General features: G+C 59.3%; 14 protein-coding genes. 10 read left to right on the forward strand and 4 right to left on the reverse strand.

Annotation, left to right across the window (positions count from 1 at the left end; translation table 11 throughout):
- A partial coding sequence (locus tag VF436_RS01235) for a fimbrial protein (protein ID WP_330902150.1) occupies positions 1–372 on the forward strand: 372 nt, incomplete at its 5' end.
- Between the two features lie 296 nt (positions 373–668).
- On the opposite strand, the gene VF436_RS01240 is transcribed toward VF436_RS01235, so the two are convergent.
- Positions 669–1097, reverse strand: a complete 429-nt coding sequence (locus VF436_RS01240) for a hypothetical protein (RefSeq protein WP_330902151.1) — start codon at positions 1095–1097, stop codon at positions 669–671.
- Between the two features lie 72 nt (positions 1098–1169).
- The gene (gene glnA, locus VF436_RS01245; protein ID WP_330902152.1) at positions 1170–2579 is read right to left on the reverse strand and encodes a type I glutamate--ammonia ligase; all 1410 of its coding nucleotides are present in this window, start codon (positions 2577–2579) and stop codon (positions 1170–1172) included.
- A 324-nt stretch (positions 2580–2903) separates the two neighbouring features.
- On the opposite strand from glnA, the gene VF436_RS01250 reads away from it, so the two are divergent.
- Complete coding sequence (locus VF436_RS01250; RefSeq protein ID WP_330902153.1) at positions 2904–3491, forward strand: hypothetical protein; 588 nt, start codon at positions 2904–2906, stop codon at positions 3489–3491.
- 338 nt (positions 3492–3829) lie between these two features.
- Positions 3830–4624, forward strand: a complete 795-nt coding sequence (locus VF436_RS01255; RefSeq protein ID WP_330902154.1) for an undecaprenyl-diphosphate phosphatase — start codon at positions 3830–3832, stop codon at positions 4622–4624.
- Between the two features lie 477 nt (positions 4625–5101).
- Here the strand turns inward: VF436_RS01255 and VF436_RS01260 are convergent, their stop codons facing one another.
- Positions 5102–5308, reverse strand: coding sequence for a hypothetical protein (locus VF436_RS01260; protein ID WP_330902156.1), 207 nt, complete (start codon positions 5306–5308; stop codon positions 5102–5104).
- 223 nt (positions 5309–5531) lie between these two features.
- Here VF436_RS01260 and VF436_RS01265 point away from each other — a divergent pair, with 223 nt between their 5' ends.
- Both VF436_RS01265 and VF436_RS01270 read left to right on the forward strand, forming a co-directional pair.
- On the forward strand, positions 5532–8348 hold the full coding sequence (locus tag VF436_RS01265; RefSeq protein ID WP_330902157.1) for a dermonecrotic toxin domain-containing protein: 2817 nt from the start codon (positions 5532–5534) through the stop codon (positions 8346–8348).
- Between the two features lie 33 nt (positions 8349–8381).
- The gene (locus VF436_RS01270) at positions 8382–10196 is read left to right on the forward strand and encodes a hypothetical protein (RefSeq protein WP_330902158.1); all 1815 of its coding nucleotides are present in this window, start codon (positions 8382–8384) and stop codon (positions 10194–10196) included.
- A 62-nt stretch (positions 10197–10258) separates the two neighbouring features.
- On the opposite strand, the gene VF436_RS01275 is transcribed toward VF436_RS01270, so the two are convergent.
- Positions 10259–11227, reverse strand: a complete 969-nt coding sequence (locus VF436_RS01275) for a LysR family transcriptional regulator (protein WP_330902159.1) — start codon at positions 11225–11227, stop codon at positions 10259–10261.
- Between the two features lie 144 nt (positions 11228–11371).
- On the opposite strand from VF436_RS01275, the gene VF436_RS01280 reads away from it, so the two are divergent.
- From VF436_RS01280 to VF436_RS01300, 5 genes are all read left to right on the forward strand, one after another.
- Entirely contained in the window at positions 11372–12568 is a 1197-nt protein-coding gene (locus VF436_RS01280) for an efflux RND transporter periplasmic adaptor subunit (RefSeq protein WP_330902160.1), read from the forward strand.
- Between the two features lie 4 nt (positions 12569–12572).
- Entirely contained in the window at positions 12573–15770 is a 3198-nt protein-coding gene (locus VF436_RS01285; RefSeq protein WP_330902161.1) for an efflux RND transporter permease subunit, read from the forward strand.
- Between the two features lies 1 nt (position 15771).
- The gene (locus tag VF436_RS01290; protein ID WP_330902162.1) at positions 15772–17238 is read left to right on the forward strand and encodes a TolC family protein; all 1467 of its coding nucleotides are present in this window, start codon (positions 15772–15774) and stop codon (positions 17236–17238) included.
- Positions 17235–18008, forward strand: a complete 774-nt coding sequence (locus VF436_RS01295; protein ID WP_330902163.1) for an SDR family NAD(P)-dependent oxidoreductase — start codon at positions 17235–17237, stop codon at positions 18006–18008. The genes VF436_RS01290 and VF436_RS01295 overlap by 4 nt, the downstream gene beginning before the upstream one ends.
- 196 nt (positions 18009–18204) lie before the next feature.
- Positions 18205–20825, forward strand: a 2621-nt coding sequence (locus tag VF436_RS01300; protein ID WP_330902164.1) for a dermonecrotic toxin domain-containing protein, incomplete at its 3' end; no start/stop codon positions are given.

Below are 20825 nucleotides of genomic sequence, written 5' to 3' on the forward strand. Positions count from 1 at the left end.
GTCACGATCCCCTTGGGTAATGTGCGTGCCAGCAGCATGTCCGCCCCTGGAAGCACTTCGCCCACCAGCGTGGCGCAGAATGTGGTTCTTCGCTGCTCAGATATGCCTAGTGTAACCATGAGGATGAGCGGCACTGCCGCACCTGGTCGCAACAATGTCATCGCGCTGTCAAACGTACCCAATCAGGCAAAAGGGGTAGGGGTACAGCTGATTTACAACAATGCAGCTCTCGCGTTCAACACGCCCTATATCATTTCCAGATCCGCTCCATCGGTCTTGAATGTGCCGATTGCAGCTCGATATTTCAGGACGGGCGATATCTCGGGGGGCATCGCCAACGCAAGCGCGACGCTGACGTTCAGTTATAACTGAAGCGTAGCGTGAGTATGCTTGCTTGAGATTTCGTATGCGCGCTCGGCGGCATTCGGTGGCGGGCGCATGACCAAATGAGCGACATCCACGTCTGCTTCATTGACATCGCCTCGCGGATCCGGCGTGCGGTCCTACATAAGGCGCCGCAACGCAGGGAGTCGCGCGAGCCCCCTCATGGGGCCGCCATTCCAGTTTTGGATACCCGCCCCTTAACGACGGATAGAGGGAATTGTTCACGGCACCCGGCGGGTGGCTTCTGCGTGGCCTTCGTTAATACGCGCCGTCAGGGGTCGCGATCAGATCGGGCCGTTGGCTCGCACGTCGGATACGGTGCCGGTCTGAGGATCATAGATGGCACCCCAGAACATGCGGCCACCGTCACAGGCCACGCCAGCGCGCCCCTTGTCATCGAGCAGACCTGCGTTGATGTATACCTGTTTTTTGCCATTGATGATGACGCCCAGGTACTGCACATCCACCAAGCCCGGATTCTTGATGGGCCCGGAATCGCTTTGCAGGCTCTCCTGGCTGGCCAGATAGGCGTCGATCCGCGTAGCAAGCGCAGGGTCAATTTTCCAGGCCGCGGAGGCCGCCGGCGCGGACCGCGAACATTGTCGTAGCACCGCCTCGAACTGGTCGACGCCGAGAATCTGCGACTTGGCCAAAACCATGCCGGGCATCACCAGCATCAGGCCAGCGATCCATCCAAACCTTGCCTTGCTCATATATCCCACCCTGGATAAGACAACGGACGCCAAAGCGTCCGTTGTTTTCGCGCTGCATGCAACAGGTTGCGATCAAAGCGCGTAGTACATCTGGAATTCCAACGGATGCGTACTGGCACGGTAACGCGTGACTTCCTGCATCTTCAGGCCAATATAGGCGTCGATGAAGTCGTCGGTGAATACACCACCGGCCTTGAGGAAGTCGCGATCCTTGTCCAAGGCTTCCAGGGCGGCATCAAGGCTGGAGCACACCTGCGGAATATTCTTTTCTTCCTCCGGCGGCAGGTCGTACAGATCCTTGTCGGCCGGCGCGCCCGGATCAATCTTGTTGAGGATGCCGTCCAGACCGGCCATCATCAGGGCGGTGAACACCAGATAGCCCGACTGCATCGGATCGGGGAAGCGCACTTCGATACGACGCCCCTTGGGGCTGGACACGAACGGGATGCGACAGCTGGCCGAACGATTGCGCGCCGAATAAGCGAGCATCACCGGTGCTTCGAAACCCGGAACCAGGCGCTTGTAGCTGTTGGTGGTGGAGTTGGCGAAGGCATTGATAGCCTTGGCGTGCTTGAAGATGCCGCCGATGTACCACAACGCCGTCTGCGACAGGCCACCGTACAGGTCACCAGCAAACAGATTGTTGCCATCCTTGGATAGCGATTGGTGCACATGCATGCCGCTACCGTTATCACCCACGATCGGCTTGGGCATGAAGGTTACGGTCTTGCCGTTCTGATGGGCTACGTTCTTGATGACGTACTTCATCGTCATCAACTCATCGGCCTTCTTCACCAGGGTGTTAAAGCGCGTGCCAATCTCACATTGGCCGGCGTTGGCCACTTCGTGATGGTGCACTTCCACGACCTGACCCAGCGATTCGAGCACTTTGCACATGTCAGCGCGCAAGTCACCAAGCGAATCGACCGGGCTGACCGGGAAGTAGCCGCCCTTCACGCCTGGGCGATGGCCGCTGTTACCCTCGTCGTATTTGAAGCGCGAGCTCCAGGCCGCCTCCTGCGACTCGATTTCATAGAACACGCGGCCCATATCGTTCTGCCAGCGAACCGAGTCGAAGATAAAGAACTCCGGCTCCGGACCAAAGAAGGCCGTATCGGCAACGCCCGTGGATTTCATATAGGCTTCGGCGCGTTTGGCGATCGAGCGCGGATCGCGACCGTAGGCCTGCATGGTGCTCGGCTCAAGAATGTCGCAGTGAAGCACCAGTTGGGGATGCGCGCTGAACGGATCGAGATAGGCGGTGTCCGGATCGGGCAGCAGGATCATGTCCGACTCATTAATGCCCTTCCAGCCCGAGATCGACGAACCGTCGAACATCTTGCCGTCCTCGAAGGTGGACTCGTCGATGGCGTGAGCCGGGAACGTCACATGATGGTGCTTGCCGAGCATGTCGGCGAAACGCAGGTCGACGAACTCGACTTCATGTTCCTGGATCAGGTCGAGCACTTTATTGGCGGACATGGACAAACCTCGAACGGAAAAGGTGAGGAAAACTGCAACGCTTTAGCAACACGCATGCCAGCCCTGGCAAACCTTGCAAATCAGCGTGTTAACTATCCAGGCGCAGATCATAGCAGACTCTTTTTGCACTTTTATGGTGCATTGATAGCACCATGATAAAGCTCTCAAACAGCACAAATATGACCGCTTGCGCGCAAGATCATGTGCCTGACACACTGCCATCGCCGCAGGGCGGCATGAATAGGGGTAGGCCCTGAAGGGGGTTCATAGCGGCGCGTCGGCAGCCGTTGGATATCGCGCGCATTCACGCGGGCGTGATCGCGCATGACATCCATGGGCGACGAGGAAGCCATTCGTCAGCGCCTGCGCCACATGCCAACCGACCAGCTTCGCGCGAAGCTACGCAACGGCGAAGCCGATGTCCGGCTCAAGCAGCTCATTCGCGCGGAACTGGCATCGCGGCACAGCCTGTTGCCCGAAGAAAGTTGGACAACCACCGGCAGGGAAGCCCCACGCGAGGCCGACCCTTCAGCCCCCCAAGTTCCCACGCAGCCTCCGCCCATACCGGCCGCCCATGCAGCATCTACCTTTAGCGACGTACGGCCAACAGATATGCATGCGCTTTCCATACCGGGCTGGGTGTGGCCCGTGGTCTTCATGGTTGCGCTGCTCGTATGCGGCAGCTTCGGCACCCAGGGCCGCAACCAGGCCGATAACGGCTTGCTGTATGGCGTGATCGTCATGCAAGCCGGCGCGATCACCGGGGTACTGGCGATCATGGCGTCTTTCGTAAGGTCGGCGACGGTCTGGGGGCTGCTGGGTCGGCTCGTCATGCTGCTGGTCGTGCTCGTCGTTATCGCGTTCCTGAGCTTCTGTTCCTCCTTCGTACGACATGGTTGGGGTGGCGGCTGAGCCGCTAGCACGGTTGCACGAAACGGCCAGGGCAAACCCGATCAGGAACATCCGCCATGGCCAGCGGCCGGTAATGTTCCATAGTCCACTGAATGACGGGTGCCTCTAAAAAGCATCGTCGAAGTCATCGTCCCCCCGCCGGAACGTCAGCGACGGAATCGAGCGCCTGCCGTTCCATGAAACCCAAGTCACTGTCGCCCCCTTACGCCGGCACGACCGATAAGAAGGGTTTCAGAGGCTTCCCGATGTCAGCGCGCGGCCAGCTTCCAGTCAGAATTTCCTCGTAAGCTATGCCGTCCTGGGCGCATGCCCTTCTTGAAACAACGGAGCCGGCCTCAGTGAGCGACTTGATTCATGTGATTCTGCTTGGCATCATCGAGGGAATCACCGAATTCCTGCCTATCTCCAGCACCGGCCATTTGCTGATCGCCGAAAAGTTTGGCCTGGGCGAACGCTCGGATCTGTTCAATGTGGGTATTCAGGCAGGCGCGATCCTAGCCGTGACATTCATCTACTGGAAGCGCATCTGGCAATTGATCACCCAGCTGGGTGATCACCAGAATCGTGATTACCTTTTGAAACTCATCGTGGCCTTCCTTATCACGGCAACACTCGGCCTGATAGTGACGCATTTCGGCTTCAAGCTACCCGAAACGATCACGCCCATCGCCTGGGCCCTGGTGATTGGTGGCTTCTGGATGATCGCGGCCGAGCAGATTTCCACGCGCCAGACCGACCGCAAGCAAGTGACTTGGCCAGTCGCCGTGCTGGTGGGTATGGCACAAATGGTCGCCGGCGTATTTCCAGGCACATCGCGGTCGGGCGCGACCATCTTTACCGCCATGCTCGCCGGTACGAGCAACCGTGCGGCGGCTACCGAATTTGCTTTCCTGGTCGGCATTCCAACCATGTATGCCGCTACCGGGTATGAACTGCTCAAGGTGTTCAAGCATGGCGAGGCCGCGCATGAAGACTGGACTGCCCTGGGGGTTGGCTTCCTGGTATCGGCCATCGTTGCCTTTATCTCGGTGAAATGGTTGCTGGGCTATATCCGCAGCCATCGCTTCACCGCGTTCGCCATCTACCGCATCGTGCTGGGGGTGGCGCTATTGCTGTTCATGCGCGGCGCCTGAACCACGGCATCAACCGCTCAGGCAGGCATGGCCCGGCATGAACCCGGGCTATGCGCGCAGCGCTGATCGCCGGGATTCAACTTTTGCATGCCGACACTGCCCCCAGCTTGTCACGCTGTGCCTCATGCATGGCGCATTCGCATGAAGACTCCCGTTAGCGCATAGGTGGGTGCCGCTTTCGATTCGCTCCTGATGCATACACAGAAATCCTTCGCCAAGGGAGGTATCGGGTATGAGATTGAAATCGGCACCGATCATCGGGCAAGCGACCTCCAAGCCCCCCATGAGCCACAAGGCGACCAGGCAACGCCACAGCAACGCCAGGCCTCCATCACGGAAAACGCACCGCCTTGCACCTGGCCGTGGGACATACCAAACACAACATCGCACCGGGATAGTCACGGCCCAGCCCTGACCTGCACCATCGGCCGTAGTCGTATAGCCGGGCTTCGACAGGATCGGCTCAAGCCATCCGGATCATTGCCAAGGATTTCGACCTCGCGCGCGATGAACGGCGATATCAATCGCCATTATCAGCAGTACCAAAGCTGCCAGGCCCAGACCTATCCACAGGGGTAATAGCAGCAGCCACCAGGGCCACGCAACGACGCCCATAACGCGTAACAAGGCGAGCAACAACGTCGCGCCTATGGCCAGGGTCGCAATGATGATCCAGTGCTTCATGGCTTCCCTCTCAGCTATCGATCGAGCAAGCCTAAGCCAGTCGCCCATTCCCGCCTAGTCCTGGAAGCAAAAAACAAGCAAGGGCGAATCTATCTGTCCAGTGTTATGAGCCCAGTTATGGCGTGGCACCTTTCTTATTTGATTGTGGGCGAAATATGACCTTACTACCCGCAACGCGGCAGTCACACGTAACTTTGCGGATCATTGTCATGAGAGGCCATCCATGCGGATCAATTCCAACTTCAGGCTTGGCGAGGCAAATCCATTTGCTTCACAGCAAGGTGAGCGTAACTCGGCAAGCGCCTCGATGGCACCCGACGTATCGATAAAGGCAGGATCATTTCCAGGCCCAAGTATTCCAGGCAGGCAACCTAGGTCCACGAATGCCGCGCTGGAATCCTCCGTCAAAGGACATATTGGTACGACGGAATCAGATTCCGCCGCGGCGAGCACCAATCAGACGTTGCCGGACATGGAGCAAATTCGAAACACCGAAGCTTTGCGCAAACGCACGTTCGATGCGTTCCCCAAGCCTTACGAACATGCCAAAGCCTTCATCAAGGAAAAGCTCGAAGCGCTTCCAGCGGTCAAGGAGTATCTGCAACGCAATCGTATACATCTCGATCCTAGCCGCATCTACTTCAATGTGTTTACCAGCGAGAATACCAGTCCACGCACCTTCAATGGCTGGGAGCATCACGAACAACCCAGTCATTCCATGTCGCTGGTCGACAAGGTCATGAGCAATTTCAGTGCTACCGAACAAAGCCTGACGCCAAACGATATCGACTCGGCCAGCGGCGTCTACTTCGCCGGCCCATGTGCCGGCGTCTACGATGAAACCAACGAATTGCCAGTACTTTCTTCACAGCTACGCGAGATTTCCAACGGATTTTACGAAGAACACTCCCGATTGTTGACTAAGTTCTGGGCCGAACAGCAAGACAATGTACGCACGCTCGATCGTGTCGATTTCGTCAATGGCGCGCGACGTGCCTATATGAATAAGACGCTAAGCGAAGACGATTACAAAATAGCTATGCAAGGAGGCGCACCCAAGGTTTCGCTGTTCGGACCGATCACGCTCGAACAACTTGAGATAAATCACAAGCCTCAACCGCCAGTCAAAGCATACACGCTGTACGTGGATGGCTATGCATCCACGGACATTGTCTTTTTCCAATCCGGCCATGGCAGGATGGTGCTCTATATCCCCGGCGAGCATCAGCCTTTTCATGGCTTTGACTCCCGTGAAGCAATGCGCGACTGGCTGCATAAGCAATTGTCCAGCAAGGACGATCCTCAATTTACCACGCGGATCGCGCGGCATTTTTCGCTGTACCAGCGCCAGGATGGCACATTCTATTCTGGCGTGGACACTGCGCTGCGCGGCATTGCAGACGGCTCCTGGAAAAAAAGCTATATCGCTAAAAAAACCGGCCATATCGGCAATGATGTGTTCACCCATATCGCTGAGGAAAAGCGAAATCGATCTGCCAGCGATGCTGACACCATGATCAAATCCGATGATGAGGTCACCGTAGATCGCTGGATCGGTGGTCTGGGTGACGTGACCTCATTGATATCACCATTCGTCCTTCTGGGCGCGCCTACGCTGTTGGCTTCTTTTGCCCTGCAAGGAGCGCAGTTACTGTTACTCTCGGGCAAAGCAACGACGGGCGATACTCAGCCCGAGCGCGCTGACGCTTCGAATGCAATCTTCTGGAACGCCGTAGGTCTGGCGATCTATCCAGCATTCCGCGCGATCAAGCGCGTGGTTGCAGGCCCGACCGCCGAGACAGAACAAGTAGGGGCCACGCACAAATCGGATAGCAACGATCAAAATCTTGGCGATCTGGCATCCATCGTTGAAGAAGATAGGCAGTCCCTGCTGGGGGCGAGGGCGCCGGAAATCGCACCGTCTCTTCCAGAAACGCTCGATGGTCTCGGACAAGTTCGGTTCAATCACGAACTCTATTTCATTTCAAACGAACCCAATTTTCCTGACGGCAGCTTTGTCCTGCTCAAGCCCGATGTTGAGAGGCCGGGGTATGCCGTAAGCAGTGGCATTGTGGTCAAGCCCTATGCGGACTGGAATTGGCGCGTATCGGACACGCCTTCCTCGAGTGGCTCCGTGTCCTCCAGCAATACGTCTCTGGACGGCGACATGATCGAGTTACAGTCGATCAGCGAAGCACCTGCCGACGCATACGCAATGCTGGATGGCCAGCGCGTTCGTATCAAGCCGATTCCCGGCGGGGACACCTGGCGGGTCGACGAACCGAATGATCCCCTTAAGACTACCTTGCATGGCGATGTCTTACAGCAAGACGCCAGCGGCCAATGGGAGCGTGTGCCGGCGCCCTCGACGACCAACCCTGGTCACTACCCTCCAACGGACACGCCCGCCCAAGCACGGAATAACAGGATAAACCATGCATTCCGTGGCAACCCTCGTGCAGAGGCCTCGATATCGCCGGAGCAGTCGGAGAAAAAATTGGAGAAGCTGATCAAAGCCTATGCCAAGCAAACCAAGAGGCGAGTGTATAATGTGGCTCAGTTGAAGAAACTCGATTTCAGCGTACCTGAGACCGTGTATCGCGGCCATCATGGCATGCTAGCCCCCGGTGAGAGCGGGCTTGTTCGAGCCAGCACACGAAGTGCAACGCCGACGCAGGCAGACGATTACCTGGTCGATATCATCAAGCACACCTCCCGGGGAGGCGGCTCGCAGGGCAGAGTGCTGTCGCTATCGGCCAAGAAGAACATAGCGACCAAGTTTGCTCGCCAGAATGTCGGCTCGACCGTTTATGCCATCGATACCACCAAGGATCCGGCCGGTTTTCGCACTGTGTTCGATATCATCTTGCATGATGGCCCACGCCTGGTCGACGCAGGAAAGCTCAAGATCGGCACCTTGCTGGAAGCCATTAGCAAAAGTGCCGGCTCCGGTGAGAGTGAGCTGTTCTACGTTGACGGAGATATCCCCGGCGCATGGGTAACTCCGCTGACAGTGCCAAGCCCAGTCGATCCAGGATGATGATCTTCTCACCACGGGACAAGGAAAGTCCTTATGAAGATCACACCTTTTTCTTCCATCACGCCATCGGATTTGTCAGGTGAACCGCGACTCGAAGCGACACCAGCACTAACTACTGACTTGGTCAGAACGGGCGCGGCGAGCTTTCGCACGACGCAAGAAAAGCCGCGTGGCATACACGAGTCACGCGCCGCTGGATCATTACTTGGCACGCCCTTCCTGCCCGCTGTCAGAGGCGTCGGCGATATCCAGCCTTGGAAGGTAGAGGGTAATAACACCCTCTACCGCGGCCTTCTGCCGACAGGGGAGCCCATTTTTTTCTCGTTCGATACCTACGGTAACCTGCTGGCCGAAAGCCGACAGGATTTCTACTTCCAGACGCCCGAAGAGCGCCTGGGTGGCGTTCCACTGCAACCCCTATCGTATAACGACTTCAGAAAGCGCATCCTTGCCAGCGTATCCAGCCATGGCGAACCGCTTACGCCTCACGCTGTCTTCCAGCGAATTGTGCAGCAGCTGAAAGACCCCTTTCACGGCATCGACAACGTGGCTCAGCTATTGGGTTTCGATCCGGCACAAGCGAGCCAGATCGAGAAATACGCGGACAACCCTTTTGGCACGCTATTGCAGGACATCAATGGCCGGTACGGAAACGCCATCGGTAACGCGCTGGGTCTCCACGAAGAGTCATTCAACGCGCAGGCCAGCGGTTTCGGACAAGCTGTTCTGGGCTTTGTGCCGGTGTATGGACAAATACGCTTCATCGCCGGTATCACAGCGCGATTGCTCAAGAACAGCCCGGTCACTGCTGGCGAACTGCGCGACTACGCCGAAACGCTCGGATTTAGCCGCACGACGCCTCCTGTTCGGCCCGGACATACCACCGGCGAAACCGTCGCGCAGCCACCGGACAGTCCGCGCGAAGAAGAGGTGACGTCCAGCCTGGCATCGACCCTGCCTTCCCAGCAAACGTTGATGACCGATGCTGTGCTCGATGCCAATGCCATCTATCACTTGAACGACAAGCAGTATCTGATTTGCGATGGCGAGGTGGTACAGGTCACCCGCAACAATGTCTATCCCCATATCGCATGGGAGTTTGACGCTATGTCAAACGCGGAAACGGGACGGGGCTTCCGTCGAGACGACAACAAGACCTGGCATGCCTATGAGCCCCTCAAATTGCGCGGTGGCGGCAAATTGAAGGACTGGCTGACCCGGCCGGTCAAAGCCGCCAATAACGATGTCCCGGCCGCGGCCAATACCGTGGATGAAAACGTACCACCGCGAGAATGGACGCGCACGCAATCGGAAGCCCAACTGGCGGCCCTGTTAGCCAGATACAGGCCATCGGCCAAGGGATATACCCTCGCACATCTTAAACAACGCGACTTCGTCATAAAACGCACCGTCTATCGCGCGCACCGCGATCCGGCGTCCAACCCGGTCATTGCCGTCCGCGAAGGCTTGTTGTGCTCTCGCGAAGGTAGCTGCCGAGCGGGCGATGACTATCTGGCCGACATCATTCGCCACACATCCCGAGGGAGCGGTTCGGCGGGTGGGGTGCTGTCGCTTTCCAATCGGGCGGGTGTTGCCGCGCAATTTGCGAAAGTCGCTCCAGGACAACCGCGTTGGCCAGTCTACGCGGTGGATACTGCCCACGCGCCGAACAGGTTTCGCACCGTTTTCGACATCATCATGCATGAGGGTCCGCGGCTGGTTGCGGAGAAGAAAGTGCTTCCTGCCACCCTGATGGAAGCAGTCAACAAGAGCCTTAACTCCAGCGAAGACGAGCTGTTCTTCGTGGGCGGAGATATTCCGGCTGCCTGGCTGGTATACCTCGACTGATCGCCAGCGTCGGCTGCACGGCCGCCGCTGCCCATGGCAGTGGCGGCCTGCATCGGTTTCTTTCAGGCCGAAAGCCGCTGGGGCTCGGGCATTTTCTCGACGTGCTCCATGTCGGCGAGCTTCTTCTTGATCCCCGGCTCGTTGGTACGGTCGAAAATTTCGCGCACCCACTCGATGAAAGCTTGCACACGCGCGGAAAGGTGCTTCTTCTGCGGGTAGACGATCCACACGGGTTTGCCGGTGGAGATGGTATCGGTCATGACCAGTTGCAGGCGTCCTGCTTCCAGATAACAACACGCCAGCATATGCGGCGTCTGGGTGATGCCCAGGCCAGCGGCCGCCGCCTGGATCACCGACTCACCGTCATTGATCAGCATGTGCGCATCGATATCCACGCCGACCTGGCCACCGGGCGTGTCGAACTGCCACTGCCGCGGCTTGCCGTTTGGCATGATGTAGTTGATGCAACGATGCGCCTTCAGGTCATCGAGGCTGTGCGGCTCGCCGTGTCGAAGCAGGTATTCCGGCGAAGCCACTACCACGTTGCGCAAGTAACCGATCTTGCGAGCGATGAGACTCGAATCCTCCAGCTGGCCCACCCGGATTGCACAATCGATGCCTTCCTGGATCAGGTCGGCGGGGTTATCAGTCATCGATAACTCCAGCCGGATGTCCGGGTAGCGTGCCTCGAATTCACCCAGGCGTGGAATGATCGCGGCACGGCCCACCGCCAGCGACAAGCCCACACGCAGGCGTCCGGTCGGCTTGTGCGTGGCGTAATTCAATGCCTCGGTGGCCTCGGCCAGATCTGCGAGGATTTCCTTGCAACGTGCGTGGAACGCGGCGCCATCGTCTGTCAAGCGCAGAGCACGCGTAGAACGAAACAGGAGGCGGGCTCCCAGCCTTTCCTCCAGGCGTGACACGGCGCGGCTGACCCCTGAGGGGGTCATGCCCAGTTGCGTGGCCGCCGCAGCAAAGCTCTTGGCTTCCACCACGCGGACGAAGGCTGAAATTGCGGAAAAGTCTTCCATAGATGGCCCTTGTACCCCATTCGTGACTGGCGGTCACTATTGCTTTGCACAAGAAACGGATTTTCTGTACCGCCCAGTGCGCCTATTCTGCCGCTCCCCAAGACGATGTACTCGTCGGTCCAATAATTACATGGGAGCCCGGAGATGAAAAAGCGATCGATCCTGGCCAGCGCTGTCGCGGTTGCGGCGGCTGGCAGCTATGCCCTGCTAAATGGGCACGAGAACCCCCATGCACAAGCCGCTGCGGGTGGTCCGCCGCCGGTGACCGTCGCGCAGGTCGTGGTGCGCAACGTAGATGATGCCAACGAGTTCACGGGCCGCCTTCAAGCCGTTGATTCGATTGACTTACGCCCGCGTGTAAGTGGCTATATCGATGCCGTGCACTTCACCGAGGGCGCCTTCGTGAAGAAGGGCCAGGTGCTGTTTCAGATCGATCCGCGCCCATATCAGGCCGAAGTCGATCGCCTGACCGCCAACCTGACCCAGGCCAAGGCCGAACAGTTGCTGGCCCAGGCCAACGCCGATCGCGGTAAGCGCCTGCTCGAACAGAAGGCCGTCGCCAAGGAAGAAGCCGATCGCCTAGCCACCGCCGCCGAAAGCGCCAAGTCGCAAGTGGCCGCTACCCTTGCTGCCCTGACCGCCGCCAAGCTCAACCTTGAGTTCACCCAGGTACGGGCGCCGGTCGACGGTCGTGTCAGCAATGCTTTGATCACGCCAGGCAACCTGGTCACCAGCACCGACGTGCTGACCCGCGTGGTGACGGTCAACCCGATGTACGCGTACTTCGACGTGGACGAGCACAGCTTCCTCAAGCTGGACCAGATACGCCGCGAGAAGGGAACGGCCCCGCAGGTAACCATGGCCCTGGCCAATGAGAAGGGCTATCCGCACGACGGCCGCATCGACTTCGTCGACAACGAGCTGCGTGCCGGTTCCGGCACCATTCGCCTGCGTGCTGTTTTCGACAACGCCGATGCTCGCTACACGCCGGGCCTGTTCGTGCGTTTGCAGCTGCGTGATGGCGATGCCCGCCCGCGCGCTCTGATCGACGACCGTGCCGTGGCCACTGACTTGGGCAACAAGTACGTCTACGTGGTCGACAAGGACAAGAAAGTCGAATACCGCCGCATTGTCACTGGCCCGCTGGTCGATGGCCTGCGTGTGGTCGATGACGGCCTGACCGCTAACGACGTAGTGGTCGTCAACGGCTTGCAGCATGTGCGCCCTGGCGTGGAAGTGACACCAACCAAGGTGGCCATGGACAGCCGCAGTCTCGATCCGAGCAAACAGATCGCCCATGTCGGTGGCAGCCAGAAGGTGGCTGCGCTGACCAAGGATTGATGCAATGAAAATCGCGCAATTTTTCGTGGACAGGCCAATCCTGGCCGGTGTCCTTTCCGTCATCATCGTCATCGCCGGCAGCATCGCGCTGTTCAAGTTGCCGATCAGCGAATATCCGGAAGTAGTACCGCCCACGGTGGTGGTGCGTGCGACTTATCCGGGTGCCAACCCCAAGGTTATCGCCGAAACCGTCGCCACTCCTCTGGAAGAACAGATCAACGGCGTCGAGGGCATGCTCTATACCTCCTCGCAGTCGACCAGCGACGGCGTGATGACCCTGACCGTGACCTTCGCGCTCGGCACCGATCTGGATAACGCCCAGGTGCAGGTGCAGAACCGCGTGGCGCAGTCACTCAGTCGTCTCCCGCAGGAAGTGCAGCGCCTTGGCGTCACCACGCAGAAGAGCTCACCCGACCTGACCATGGTCGTGCACCTGACCTCGCCCAACAAGCGCTATGACATGCTGTACCTGTCCAACTACGCGCGACTGCACATCAAGGACCAGTTGGCCCGCCTCAACGGCGTGGGTGACGTGCAGTTGTTCGGCGCCGGCGAGTACAGCATGCGCGTGTGGCTGAATCCGGATCGGCTCGCCCAGCGCAGCCTGACCACGGGCGATATCGTGCATGCGATCGAAGAGCAGAACGTGGCCGTCGCCGCCGGCGCGCTCAACGCCCCGCCCGGCCCAGGCAATGCCGCCTTCCAGCTCAACATCAATACGCAGGGCCGACTGATCAACGAGGAAGACTTCCTCAACATCATCGTGCGTACCGATGCCAATGGCGCCGTGACGCACCTGCGCGACGTGGCCCGCGTGGAACTGGGTGCCGACAGCTATGCGCTGCGCAGCCTGCTGGACAACCAGCCGGCGGTGGCAATTCCGATCTTTGCCCGCCCGGGCTCGAACGCCATCCAGATCTCCGACGAAGTGCGCGGCATGATGGCCAGCCTGCAAAAAGATTTCCCCGAAGGCATCGAGTACCACATCGTCTACGATCCTACCGTCTTCGTGCGTGGATCGATTGAGGCGGTGGTGCACACGCTGTTCGAGGCGATCGTGCTGGTGGTGCTGGTGGTTATCCTGTTCCTGCAAACCTGGCGCGCCTCGGTGATTCCGCTGATCGCCGTGCCGGTGTCGCTGATCGGCACCTTCGCAGTGATGTACATCGCCGGCTTTTCGCTCAATGCGCTGTCGTTGTTCGGCCTAGTACTGGCCATCGGCATCGTGGTGGATGACGCCATCGTGGTGGTGGAGAACGTCGAGCGTCATATCGAACATGGCATGCGGCCGAAGGAAGCCACGCGCCAAGCCATGAAGGAAGTGACCGGTCCAATCGTCGCCACTGCCCTGGTGCTGTGCGCGGTGTTCGTACCGACCGCTTTCATCAGTGGCTTGACCGGCCAGTTCTACCGCCAGTTCGCGCTGACGATCGCCATCTCCACGGTGATCTCGGCGTTCAACTCGCTGACCCTGAGCCCGGCACTGTCGGCCATCCTTCTGCGCGATCACGATGCGCCCAAAGACAAGCTCACGGTGCTGATGGATCGCGGCCTGGGCTGGTTGTTCCGCCCCTTCAACCGCCTGTTCGTGCGTAGCGCCAACCATTACGTCGGTGGTGTGCAGCGCGTGCTGCGTGCCGGCGGTATCGCCGTGTTCATCTACGGTGGCCTGGTTGCCCTGGGCGGCTTCGGCTTCGTGCACGTACCGACCGGCTTCGTGCCACCGCAGGATAAGCAGTACCTGGTGTCGTTTGCGCAGTTGCCCGATGCGGCCTCGCTGGACCGTACCGAAGACGTGATCCGCCGCATGAGCGACGTCGCGTTGAAGACGCCGGGCGTGGAAAGCGCGGTGGCCTTCCCCGGCCTGTCGATCAATGGCTTCACCAACAGCACTAACTCCGGCATCGTCTTCGTTACGCTCAAGCCTTTCGAGGAACGTCGCGATGCAAGCCTCTCGGCCGGCGCGATCACCGGGGAGCTTAACCAGAAGTTCGCCGCAATCCAGGACGCCTACATCGCCGTGTTCCCGCCGCCGCCCGTGATGGGCCTGGGCACCATCGGTGGTTTCCGCATCCAGATCGAAGATCGTTCGGATATGGGCTTCGAGGAGTTGTACAAGCAAACGCAGAACCTGGTGGGCGCAAGCCAGAAGACGCCTGCCTTGGCCGGCCTGTTCTCCAGCTACCAGGTGAGCGTGCCGCAGATCGATGCCAATGTGGATCGCGAAAAGGCCAAGAGCGAAGGCGTGGACTTGAATGATGTCTACCAGACGCTGCAGGCGTACATGGGCTCGCTCTACGTCAATGACTTCAACCGCTTTGGCCGCACGTACCAGGTGAACGTCTCGGCGGACCAGAACTTCCGCCGCGAGCCGGGTGACCTGTTGCAACTGAAGACCCGTAACGCACGCGGTGACGCCATTCCACTGGGCGCCTTCATGACCGTGCAGCAGACCGTGGGTCCGGACCGAGTGCAGCACTACAACGGCTATCCGACCGCCGAGATCAACGGCGGACCGGCGCCAGGCTTCAGCTCGGGCCAGGCCCAGGAAGCGATGGAGAAGCTGGCACGCGACAACCTGCCCAACGGCATGTCGTTCGAGTGGACCGAGTTGACCTATCAGCAGATCCTTGCCGGTAATACCGCGGTGCTGGTGTTCCCCTTGTGCGTGCTGCTGGTGTTCCTGGTGCTGGCATCGCTGTATGAGAGCCTCACGTTGCCGCTGGCGGTGATCCTGATCGTGCCCATGGTGCTGTTGTCGGCAATCTCCGGTGTATGGCTGTCCGGTGGCGACAACAACATCTTCACCCAGATCGGCTTGATCGTGCTGGTGGGCCTGGCGTGCAAGAACGCGATCCTGATCGTGGAATTCGCCCGCGAAGCGCAGATCCTGGAAGGCCTGGATCGCAAGCAGGCCGTGCTCGAAGCCGCCCGCCTGCGACTGCGTCCGATCCTGATGACTTCCATCGCATTCATCATGGGCGTAGTGCCGCTGGTTACCTCGCATGGCGCCGGTGCGGAGATGCGCCACGCCATGGGTGTGGCGGTGTTCGCCGGCATGCTGGGTGTGACCTTCTTCGGCCTGATCTTCACCCCGCTGTTCTACGTGCTGATCCGTGGCTGGACCGAAAAGATGGACGCGCGCCGTGCCGCCCGCAAGGCCGCACACCAGACGCAGCGTCCGGCGCTTGAGGAACATTGAAATGAACCGTCATAACGATAACAACCGCAAGCCGGGCCTCGTGCCCGGCAAGTGGACCGCCCTCTTCGGCGCCTTGCTGCTGGCCGGTTGCGCCAGCGTCGGGCCAAACTACCATGCGCCCATGGAACAACCGGTGGCGTTGCAAGGCATCGATGCCAACCGCCAGAGCTCGCAGGATTTCCAGGCCCGCTGGTGGGAGCAGTTCAACGACGCCACGCTCAACACGCTGATCCAGCGCGCCGCGAAGAACAGTCCCGACCTCCAAATTGCCCAGGCCCGCCTACGCGAGGCACGGGCGGAGCTGGGCGTGGCCAAGGCCGACCAGTGGCCGACCGTCAATACCGGCATCGACTACAGCAAGAGCGTGGAACAACAGCCTGGCTTCACCACCCAGCGCGTGCCGGTGCAGACCTACCAGGCCGGTTTCGATGCCTCTTGGGAGGTAGACATCTTTGGCGGTGTGCGTCGTTCGGTTGAAGCGGCCAAGGCGCAGGCCCAGGGTGCTGATGCTTCGTTGCAAGATGCCCAGGTCACCTTGTTCGCCGAAGTCGCACGCAACTATTTCGACCTGCGCGGCACCCAGTTGCGCATCGACGTAGCCAAGCGCGACATCGACAACCAGGAACAATCGCTCAAGCTGATCCAGGCACGCCTGGATGTAGGCACCGGCTCTGAGCAGGACGTGGCCAGCGCCAAGGCGCGCCTTGCCCAGGTGCAGGCGCAACTACCGCAGCTGCAGACTCAGGCCCGCGCAGATGAATTCCGCCTCGCGGTATTGCTGGGCCAGCGTCCCGGTGAGCTGGATGTCGATCTGTCTCCTGTGAACTTCAAGCCGATCGACGTGACCTTGCCCATCGGCCAGGCCGGCGATGTATTGGCGCGTCGCCCTGACGTGCGTGCCGCCGAACGCGCCTATGCCGCCGCCAATGCGCGCATCGGCGTCGCCAAGGCCGACTGGTTTCCGCATATCACGCTGGGCGGTTTTCTTGGCTTCCTGGCCGGCCGTAGCAACGATTTCGGCAGCCCGCAGACGCGCGCGTGGTCGCTTGCGCCGAGCATCAGCTGGTCGGGCCTGAACGTGCAGCGCGTCAATTCCAACGTGAAGGCCAGCGAAGCCAGGGCTGACGAAGCACGTGCGACCTATCAGCGCACCGTCTTGCTGGCCGTGGAAGACGTCGACAATTCACTGACGGCGTACAACCTGCAACGCCAGCGCGTGGAGAAATTGTTCGAGCAAGCCCAGCAGAGTCGTCGCGCGGCGGAACTGGCGAAGATCCGCTACAGCGAGGGTGCCACCGACTTCCTCGAATGGCTGGATGCCGAGCGCACCCAGTTGACCGCCGAGGACGCCCTGGCCGAAGGCGAAGCGGCCATCAACGTGCGTGCAGTGGCAATCTACAAATCGCTCGGTGGTGGCTGGCAGGCCTGTGGCAACCAGACATGCTCCGAGGTGGCTATTGCGCCATGAACGCCACGGTACACCGCCTGCCGCGCAAGGCCGCGCGCGGTAGCGTTGTCGATAGCGAACCGCCGCCGAGCCAGCGCGTCGCGTTGGTCAGCGGCGGCAATCGCGGCCTGGGCCTGGAAGTCGCGCGTCAATTGGCGGCGCAGGGCATGACCGTGCTTCTGGGCGCCCGAAACAACGCAGCAGGTGAGAAGGCGGCGCGCCAGTTGCGCCACGAGGGCGGAGACGTGGTTGCGGTGAAGCTCGATGTTACCTCCGACGAGGATGTTGCCAGCTTGGCCGCCTTGGTCGATCGCGACTACCAACGCCTCGATATTCTGGTCAACAACGCCGGCGCCTTCTTCGATGTGGACAAGCGCGCGTCCACCGCTGACCTGGCCATGGTGCGCAACGCATTGGATGTCAATCTACTTGGCGCGTGGCGACTGACCGAAGCGCTCCTACCTCTGATGCAGCGGCACAACTATGGTCGCATCGTGAACGTGTCGAGCAGCTGCGGCACTATCGAGAACGATAGCGACAATTGTCCCGCCTACCGCATTTCCAAGACCGCCCTCAACGGCTACACACGCATGCTCGCTGCCGAACTCAAGGGGAGCGGCGTGCTGGTCAACGCTGTGTGTCCGGGCTGGGTCGCGACGGATATGGGCGGCAGCGGTGGCCGTCCGGTCAAGGATGGCGCCGAGGGCATCGTTTGGGCCGCCTGTCTGCCTACACAGCATATGCACATGAATGGGCGGTTCTTTCGCGACAAACGTCAGATTGCGTGGTGAATTTGAGTCAGAGGTTGGCTTTGAGGCCAGACTTGCAGTGCGATGAAAAGTGAAAGTGTAAGACAAGAGCAAGGCAAGTGGCCTTCACGACGCCGTCGTCATTTATTGCGCTTTCCTGACACGGCATTAACGACGCATCACCCTGGGGGACCGGTCTGGTCGCAATCTCTGTCCATTCGTGAAAGCAAGGGACAATATGATTCAGACCACCGGTTTCCGCCATACGCACGTCACGGCCGTGAGTACGGATCCCACAAGCGCCGAGCCCGCGGCGGGTCAGGACACACTCGACATATCCGCCGGATCGCGCACCAGCCATGCTGTTTCCGTAAGGCCGACAACACCGCCATTTCCGCGAATGAGACGAGCCGTCGATACGAGGCCCTCCCAGACGAACATGGTTTCGGGATACTCATGGTCCAAGACTCAACCTGAGCCCAAAACACGCGAGAAGAATTCGACAGCAATTCACCATCACCGTCACCGTCATCAGGGCTGGAGGGGCGATCGCCTGCGCTACGGCCTCCAAGGCTTAGGCCGCGCTGCCGGCGAGGCTGGCCTGCTCTCACCCGAAGCGGCGATGTTGGTCCGCGACATCACCCACACGCCCCATGGCAAGTATCGTAAATCGGCCCAGGGCACGTACACCCTCCAGCTAAGGCACGGCGACCAGACCCTTCCCTTGGCACGGGTAATGATCTTGACCGATGAGTCCCCTGGTCAGGTGCCGTCCGATCAAAAGGACAAATCAGATGGCCGTGTCAAGACTGTCCTGTACTGCGCCGCGCACGCCAGCACCCTGAGAGAATTCGATAGTTTGAAAGAGGCGCAGGATTGGTTCTCCACGTCGATGAAGCAGAATGCATGGTTTCGCGCCAGTGTCGCCAAGTATCAGTCCGATACCACGCGAACCGCGATTCAGGCCTGGGTGGACGATAACGCACCGTCATCGGATCTTGGCACCAAGCGCATCAAGGGAAACATTTTCCATCACGCAGCTGAACTCGGACCGATGCGCACGGATGGACCGACCCAGCCCAAACCCAGCCTGGACATGCGGCAAGTCAAGGCGATCGAGTTGTTACGACAGACGGTACTCGGCGAATTTCCCGATCCCTATCAGGAAGCAAAGAAATTCCTGGATGAGGCGTTATGGGCCAATCGGCACGTGCGCGAATTTTTGACCAGCCAGGGCATTGCTCTGCAATCGGAGCATCTTTACTACAACACCTTCCATACAGCGGTCAGTGGAGAATGTCACACGGGCTGGCAGCATTACCAAGAACCTAACGAATCCTGCAATTTGGTGGAAAAACTGTTGCGCAATTTCAGCGCCGTTGAACAGGAGCAGACGCCCGGCGACTTGGCCTTATATTCGGGGATCTACTTCGCAGGGCGAGGTGCCGGCGTCTACGGTAAGGATAACGATTTTCCGTTTACTCCTGGCGAGCTACGCGAGCTTTCCCGTAATTTCTATGAGTACTATACGAAAAAGCTCGAAGCATTCTGGAAAGCGCACCGGCATGACGTCGTCACGTTGGAACGGCTGAAGTTCGTCAACAGTCTGCGTCGAGCCTATCTCCATGGTGAGGTCAGTCCCAACGACTATGCAGACTTGATGCAGGTTGCGGCCCCCCACATACCTCTACGGGATGCGGCTACCGCTGACCAGCTCAAGACTTCTGGCAGGGGCCATGGCAACGTAGAGGTCCATGCGTTGGACGTGTACGGCTACCACTCAACGGACATCCGTTACTTCGTCAATAAGCAAGGCCATCTTTGGCTGTATTTACCAGGCGATGAACATCGCTTCCGCTCTTTCAAGTCGATCGACCAGATGCGCTCATGGCTGAAGGCCCGCTTCCAGGATGCGCCCATCCCCGCATCAACTGCATTCAAGCCGCAGTTCCTGAGCCACTTCTCGCAATACGACCGACGCGATGGAGCGAGCTACTCCGGCGTGGACAGTGCAGTCAAAGGCATCGCCGAAGGACATTGGGATAAAAAATACATCGCCTGGAAACCGCGCCCCATCCACGGCGATATCTTCCAGGACATCGTCAAAGATCGTGAATCACGCAGCGGCAGCGATGCCGATGAACGAATCAAATCCAGTAACGAGGTGCTACTCGATCGCTGGATCAACGACCTGGCTTTGGTCGGCATGCTGATGGCGCCCTTTTCCTGGGTCACCATGCCAGCGGCGTTGGCGGGCGGCTTGGCGTTCTTGAGTCGCCTGGCTGCCCTGGAGGCCAAGATCCTCGAGAGTGATACCGCGAGCGAGGCCCAGGAGGCATTGGGTGCGATCGAAGTGGATGTCGCCACCGCTGCCGCGTTCATAACCTTAGCCAAGGTGGCTAAGGCGATTAACTCCTACAGCAAGTGGACCGAGCTGGGCGAATATGAGTTGACCACGACCGACAAGAATTCCCTATCGAATTCTTTCCTGAGCCGCGGCAAGGACTATTTCTCGCGTATACGTCCTCGCGTGACCACGGAATTACCAACCTCGTCCGAAGGACTTGAGCTGGTCTCGTTCAAAGGCAGGGACTATTACTTGCCAGACGAACCCACGTTCTCCGACGGCACATTTATTTTGCTTGAGAATGATCCCGACGGATCGCCCAGACCGGTCAGCAGCGGCATCGCCTACAAGCCCGCGCCACCAGTCATCGACAAGAATCGTCTCACTCGCTACACGACCGAGGCGACTCTTGATGGCGCGACACGCGACCTGCATGGCGTCTATCACCTCGACGGAAAAACCTATCTTCCGTATGAAAACCGCGTTTTCCGGGTACAGACCAGCGTTGTCGC

Origin of the sequence: Dyella sp., from assembly GCF_036384435.1 — a bacterium.
Taxonomy (GTDB): Bacteria; Pseudomonadota; Gammaproteobacteria; order Xanthomonadales; family Rhodanobacteraceae; genus GSA-30.